Source organism: Sedimenticola selenatireducens DSM 17993 (assembly GCF_000428045.1).
Classification (GTDB): domain Bacteria; phylum Pseudomonadota; class Gammaproteobacteria; order Chromatiales; family Chromatiaceae; genus Sedimenticola; species Sedimenticola selenatireducens.
Genome location: NZ_ATZE01000001.1, coordinates 342,630 through 349,155, shown reverse-complemented (window position 1 = coordinate 349,155; position 6,526 = coordinate 342,630). Strand labels below are relative to the sequence as shown.

Below are 6,526 nucleotides of genomic sequence, written 5' to 3'. Positions count from 1 at the left end.
TAACGCTTTGCACAGCCGGAAGCCGCCGCGCAGCGGTGTCGTATCGGCTGGTGCAACTGGTTACGCTGCTTTACTATCATCAAGCTCCCAGCCTGGAAATACCAACACGGCAGGATGGCAGCGTAGCGCTTTCGCTAATACCTTCGCCCTTTCAACACCCAAGCTCACTCGATTATTCTCAATCGCTGACAGAGTAGATTGTGGAATACCGGTCAATACGGCTAATTGATTCTGGCTTAGCTCCTGTAGTTCACGGATAATGCGAACAGAATCACCAACCGATACATCCGTAGTCTTCTTGGCTTTTTGGTACTCTTTCATATCATTTCCTCCGATAGTCGTGAGGAGTTACTTCTACAACTTTTACGAGAACATTGTCGCGTTCAATTGTATAAATTACTCGGTATTGTTGATTTAGTCGCGACGAGCGAAATCCCTTCCAATCCCCCTTCAAGGCCTCATCATTAAAGCCGCGGATGAGCTTTAAGCCGTCAGGTCCAGATAGTCGTACTATATCTTTCCATTTTTCGTAACGTTGCAAGATTTCCTTTGGAATCTTACTCAGCTGCCTCGGGACCTTCCGGTGTTCGTAGATTTGCCACATACCATATATAGTATATATACTGTTTTTAGTATGTCAACAAGGATTTTAATGCGTAACGCTGCCATAACCGGGGGCTAAAACTGCAGAGGGAGGAACGACCGGCGCAGTTTTTGACGTCCGTTTTTATGGCCTTGTTATATGCTTTTTTATAATTCATTATTTTTCTTGAGATCTGACAGCAACGAATCAACCAGCGATACGCTGTCGACAGACGCCACGCTGATGATCGAGACCAGCTCACTGCTCAATAGTTGGTTCAATATGCCGGATCGGAATTTCTCGGCGAAGAAATAGCGCTGCCCCATGGCAGAATTGACATCATCTGAGAAACCAAGCTCTAAGGTGTCTTTCTCTATGACTTCAGATAGCGCCTGATCGATGAGCCTGCCCATCTCACCCTTTTTGTTCAAATGGTTATAGTGAAATGTCACGTCTCGTATTGGCTTCAATGTTTCTTTTACGAGGCTATCTGCTTCAAACGAGGCTAAAGATGCCTTCACTTTACTAAGCAAGGAAATTGTATCCTTGGACATTCTTCCTTGGAATGCGGCCTCATTAATCCCAGCAACCAACTTTGCAAGCTCCCGCAAGATTGAAAGAGAAGTTACAAAAAAGAAAATATTCTCTGACTCTGGAAATTTTCCAAGCGCTTCTACATTAATATTTAAGTCATTCGCGGCTAGCGAAAGCGCAACAACCCTCAGAGCATCGTCTCTGCTTAGCTGGTTGAGAATGTTGCTTATCGACTTCCTTTGGAATCTTTCTTCCATGATGGCTTACCGCATATAACGCCCAGGTAAGCGGCGTTCAGTATGGAGCGCTTGCTCGGGGAAAAATGGCGAAGCCATGCCCGAGCAAGTGCGGAGTGCTGAACGTCCGAGTGAGCCGCAGGCGAACGGCTTGACCGACTTGTTAGGCGATTCTTCATTTGCAGCCGAATTGCTCACAGAGTACCCGCAAACTGCAGAGCAAAAGACGCCGCCAATAAAAACCAACCTATGGGCGTGAAATACCGATTGCGCCGATGCGAGTTCAACACTTTCTTTTTGTTCTCTTCCGCAGGGCGCATAGGATCTAGCCCGTTGAAGATTATTTGACCACCTTCGCTAATGGTGCCGATCTTCACCGAAAAAGCTAGTAACAGAGAACCGACGAAACCAATTGCCAGCCCCACTTGGGTGAGTTGCGCCGGTGTGACAGTTATTCCACAAATATCCATTTCTTCTTTTTACGCCTAACAGCTGATTATGCGTCTCGCGCATTTCTTGAGAAATGTTGCTCGCGCATTATTTGTAAAAAGCGACTTATAGTTCTACGCATTATCCCGCCTAGCTTGATGAAATTGACTCGCCCAGGAGACCGGATTAGGAGATATTCAGCATCCAACCAAGCGGGCAATCCTTAAATTCCGACTAGATTAGCAGACAATTCCACGGGAATGAAACGGTTTATCCCTGGTGGGAAGCTGGGTGTCTAGAGCGCCCAAATAGCGCGTTGTTGGTACCGGTGTCACGGGAGTGCGTAGGTTGGGGTGAGCAAGGCGAACCCCAACAGGCAACACGACGATTCAACGCCACTTGTTGGGGTAAGCTTGCGAACCCAACATCCAGGGGGGTTTAACCTTCACCGAGGGAACGGCCGATCCCTTTTGTTGGGATTCGTTCCTCATCCCAACCTACGGAGAGATCTGAATATTGTCCTTGCTGGCACTAGGGACACCCCGCCGCACGGAGCGGGAACAGATTCAGCCCGTCGGCCGCATCTGCTCCGGCCGCAGTTTGGTGGTGAAGTAGTCGTCTCCGTCTTCCACGTCCACCGGCTGTTCGTTGGCGTTGACCAGCGGCTGTTCGTAGTCGTTCCAGCCGCGCAGGCCGGTCTTGAGTGAGGCGACGTTGTTGAAGCCGAGCACCTGCAGGGAGTTGGCGGCCAGTACGCTGCGATAGCCGGAGCGGCAGACCACCACGATCTCGCGGTCGCGCGCCTCTACCAGTTCCGGCTCGGTCTCTTCATAGTCCCACTCGCAGGCGGATTCGAGGATGCCGCGCGGTACGTTCATGGAGCCAGGGATGTGCATGGCGGCGAACTCTTCCGGTTCCCGTACATCGACGATCAACAGATCGGGATTGGCCAGTTGCCGCTCTTCCAGATCCCACGGCATGATCTCTTTTACATCCGTCAGACAGCTACGGATCAGTTCTATAAAACGCATCATAGTGATAAGTCCTGTTACTGCGTTGGTTTATCGTTGATGAAACGGGTTACGGCTCACGGGAACAGAGGGCTTGCTCCACGGCGATCACCGCCGCCTCGACCCGCGAGTGCACATTGAGTTTGCGCAGGATGGATTTGACGTGCAGTTTGACGGTGCCGTCGGAGATGCCCAGATTGCGCGCAATCACCTTGTTGCTCTGGCCATCGGCCAGCAGGCAGAGGATCTCGGCCTCGCGCGGGGTGAGATCGGAGAAGATGTCCCTGGTCGCGGCCGTCTGGCTCTCACCCTGCACCGCCTTGGCCAGGATGCCGGTAAGCTCCGGGGCGACGATGGTGGCACCGCCGACTATGGCGCGCAGGGCGTTGATCAGCTCGTCCGGTTCCATGTCTTTGAGCAGATAACCCTGGGCGCCGCCCTGCAGGGAATTGATTACATCGCTCTCTTCGCGGCTGGTGGTGAGCATGGCGATCGGCATGGTGAGTCCTTTCTCGCGCAACACGTGCAGCACCTCGATGCCGCTCATGTCGGGCATACGCATATCCAGCAGCACCACATCGGGACGTTCACGCGCCGCCAATTCGATGCCTTCCTGGCAGTTGCCAAAGGCGCCGATCACATTGATTCCCCGGCGCTGCAACAGCTCCTGGAGTCCGATTCGAAACAGCGCATGGTCATCGATTAACAGGATACGCATCAGCTGATCTCTTTCTGCTCGCTCTTGCGGGCGCCCTGGCCCGGATTATAGGTCAACTCCACCCGGGTGCCTTCGCCAGGCTCGCTCTCGATCTTGAGTTCGGCGCCCACCCTTCTGGCCCGCTCCTCCATGATTGATAGCCCGATATGCTCGCCCGGATTGCCGTGCGGCCTGACATTGTCAAAGCCAACGCCGTCGTCTTCCACCAGCAACCGGTATTCTCCATCGGCGCTGCAGGTAAGCAGCACCCGCACAGTATGCGCCCTGGCGTGTTTACGGATATTGGCCAGACTCTCCTGCACGATACGCAGCAGCTGCATCTCCTCGCTGGCCCCCATGTTCACCTGGCGGCAGCCCGACTGGAAGAAGATGGAGACACCGGTGTCCTGACGGAAGCGCTGGGTCATCTTCTCCAGTGCCAGGATCAATCCGCGCTGATCCACCGGGGCCAGGAAGTTATTGAGCAGTTCCCGCAGCTCGGTATGCGCCTCGTCCAGGCCGTTCTTGATGCGCTCCAGCTCGTTGCGCGCCAGCGAGTTGTCCCCCGGCTCCTGTTCCAGGGTCTCGTCCAGCATACGTACCTGGAAGCGCAGACTGGCCAGGGTCTGGGCCAGGGAATCGTGCAGCTCATGAGCCAGGGCGGTGCGCTCCTCGATAATGGAGAGCCGCCGCGCCTCTTCATCCGAGCGGTGCTTGGCAATGGCGATACCCAGATGGCTGCCGATGGTGTAGAGCAGGTCATAGGTCTCTTCACGCCCCTCCATGGACGATTTCTTGATCAGCAGACGGTAGAGTCCCAGCACATCACCATGAAACTTCAACGGGATGGTGATCTGCTCCAGCTCATCACTGCCGTACATGTGGCGACTGTTGCGCCGGGAACAGGCCACCGCATCGTGCTCGCAGAGCACATCACCACTGGAGAGCGCCTTGCCACACTGACACAGCGGCACCGGCAGCTGTTCACTTTCGGTCAGGACCCGGTCATCCGGCCCGATACTGCCCACCAGCCGCATCAGGCCCTGGGAAGTGGTCAACTGAACCGTGGCGGCCACGCCGTGCGCCATCTCCTTGAGCACGCGCAGAAACCGCAGCAGCAGCTCATCCATGTCATCCACCTGATTGATGCTGGCTGCCACGTCGTAGAGCGCCTTCAATCCGGTGGTCTGCTGGGCCAGCCTTCGGGTCTGCCGCGCCACCCGGTTGTCCATATCTTCGTAGAGATCGATCAGCTCGCTGCTGAGGCTGTCCAGATCCCGGGCCAGCGGACCCAGCACCCCCACGTCATCAAAGATGAGTGTTGTCCAGGGCTCTCCCTGGCAGACATCCCCCACCGCCCGCTCCAGCTGCACCAGCGGGGCCAGCAGCCGGTTACGCAGGCGGTTGACGCCGACGATAAAGGCGCCTATCGCCACCAGGATGGCGGCCAGAAACAGCAGCCGGAAAATCCCGGAATCCGCACCCGGGGTATACCAGAGCAGCAGCAGCAAGCTGAACAGCAGAACGGCGGCGAGGGTAATCAGCGGCCCGAGCATACGGGCGGCCACCAGCACCTGCAGATAGGGATAGCGGCTCACCATGGTCATCAGCAGGCCACCACCCTCAGGCACAGGAGAACGAGGGGTCTTCTCTTCGTTCGTCATGGCCTTGTTCATCGTTCACCTTGTCTGGATATGCATGGGGCGGATACTGCAATGCTGTATTCGAAGTTGCTAATTTAGCATGATTTCCGATTACAGAGGAAACAGCGCATCCATCGAGAGGACTGTGTCCACCGCCACAGCCCATGCGCTATTTCACTGCACCCGCGGGGCGCCCAACTTCACCGGCGGGACGGTCGGTAACAAACGCGCTACTCAGCAGCACCGGCGGCTGCCGCAATGGCCGCAATCTGCCGCTCCCGCAGCACCCGACCCAGTTCCGCCCCCTGCAAACCCTCTTTACTGAGCCTGGCGGGCGAGATGGAGGCCATGGCACGCCCGGCATCCGCCAGCCAGTTGGCCGCCTGCGCCGACTGCTCGGGCCAGATAACGCCACACGACGTTATCAGACGATGAAAGCGCTCCGGTTGCTGGCGCGCCCGCCCACGGATCAGCAGATCCAGCGTCGCCTCGGCATCGCGTTGGGCAGCCAACGGATAGAAGCGTGCCACCCCCTGTACCTGGGCCAGCAGGTCCAGATAGTCCCGTTCCACCGGCAGCGCCTCCTTAAGCCAACGGGTACGGGCAGGTCCCTGACAGAGGGAATGAAACAACGCGGCAAAACGGACCAGCGGACCGGCCTCCGCGGCCACCGCGCGCTTCAGCGCCAGAATCGGCTCGCTGGCCGGCTGCTCCGCGTGCGAGGCGTCTCCACCGATCGCCTCGGCCAGCACCGGCAACATCAGGGCCAGTGCGCCGCAGCGCTGCAAGGTCTCGAAAAACCGCCACGGCTCCGGCTCATTCAGGGCGCGTATCATCTCCTGCCAGATACGCTCCGGCTTGAGCGCCGCCAGCTCTTCCGGGGTTGCCATCTGCTTCATCAGGTTGAAGGTCTCATGGGCCAGGGAGAAGCCCTGCTTCGACAGGCGGGCAATAAAACGTGCGCCGCGCAGCAACCGTACCGGGTCCTCGGTGAAGGCCGGGGTAATATGCCGGAGCCGGCGCTGTTCGATATCCTCCAGCCCTCCCACCAGATCGATCACCTCACCGTCCTCGTCCTGCACCAGGGCGTTGATGGTGAAGTCCCGCCGCCGCAGATCCTGCTCCAGGGTGACATCCGGCCCGTACTCCACGCTGAAACCCTTGTAGCCCGGCTCGGTCTTGGTTTCGCGACGTGCCAGCGCGTACTCCTCTTTTGTATCGGGATGCAGGAACACCGGAAAGAGTCCGTCGGCACGGATAAAGCCCCGCTCCAGCATCTCCGCCTCGGTAGCGCCCACCACCAGCCAGTCCCGGTCCTTGACCAGAAGGCCCAGCAACCTGTCGCGCACCGCCCCACCTACCAGATAGATGTTCATGCGGCACCTCCCTGTGCC

At 57.1% G+C, this 6,526-nt stretch carries 8 protein-coding genes; all 8 read right to left on the bottom strand.

The features are described from left to right. Positions 1 to 60 precede the first annotated feature (60 nt). Entirely contained in the window at positions 61 to 321 is a 261-nt protein-coding gene (locus tag A3GO_RS0101745) for a helix-turn-helix domain-containing protein (protein ID WP_029131930.1), read from the bottom strand. A gap of 1 nt (position 322) precedes the next feature. Next, complete coding sequence (locus A3GO_RS22140) at positions 323 to 604, bottom strand: type II toxin-antitoxin system RelE/ParE family toxin (protein ID WP_037374394.1); 282 nt, start codon at positions 602 to 604, stop codon at positions 323 to 325. Positions 605 to 750: 146 nt separating this feature from the next. Beyond that, positions 751 to 1,374 (bottom strand): hypothetical protein, encoded by a 624-nt coding sequence (locus A3GO_RS0101740; protein WP_029131929.1) that lies wholly within the window; start codon positions 1,372 to 1,374, stop codon positions 751 to 753. 173 nt (positions 1,375 to 1,547) lie between these two features. Beyond that, positions 1,548 to 1,823: a hypothetical protein gene (locus tag A3GO_RS0101735; RefSeq protein ID WP_029131928.1), complete on the bottom strand. Its 276-nt coding sequence runs from the start codon at positions 1,821 to 1,823 to the stop codon at positions 1,548 to 1,550. 525 nt (positions 1,824 to 2,348) lie between these two features. Then, positions 2,349 to 2,816: a rhodanese-like domain-containing protein gene (locus tag A3GO_RS0101730; RefSeq protein WP_029131927.1), complete on the bottom strand. Its 468-nt coding sequence runs from the start codon at positions 2,814 to 2,816 to the stop codon at positions 2,349 to 2,351. Positions 2,817 to 2,862: 46 nt separating this feature from the next. After that, entirely contained in the window at positions 2,863 to 3,510 is a 648-nt protein-coding gene (locus A3GO_RS0101725) for a response regulator (protein ID WP_029131926.1), read from the bottom strand. Further along, a complete protein-coding gene (locus A3GO_RS22135) occupies positions 3,510 to 5,165 on the bottom strand; it encodes an ATP-binding protein (RefSeq protein ID WP_245621639.1) in 1,656 nt (551 codons plus the stop codon). The genes A3GO_RS0101725 and A3GO_RS22135 overlap by 1 nt, the downstream gene beginning before the upstream one ends. Positions 5,166 to 5,362: 197 nt before the next feature. Continuing rightward, positions 5,363 to 6,508 (bottom strand): tRNA nucleotidyltransferase/poly(A) polymerase-related protein, encoded by a 1,146-nt coding sequence (locus tag A3GO_RS0101715; protein ID WP_029131925.1) that lies wholly within the window; start codon positions 6,506 to 6,508, stop codon positions 5,363 to 5,365. Positions 6,509 to 6,526 lie beyond the last annotated feature (18 nt).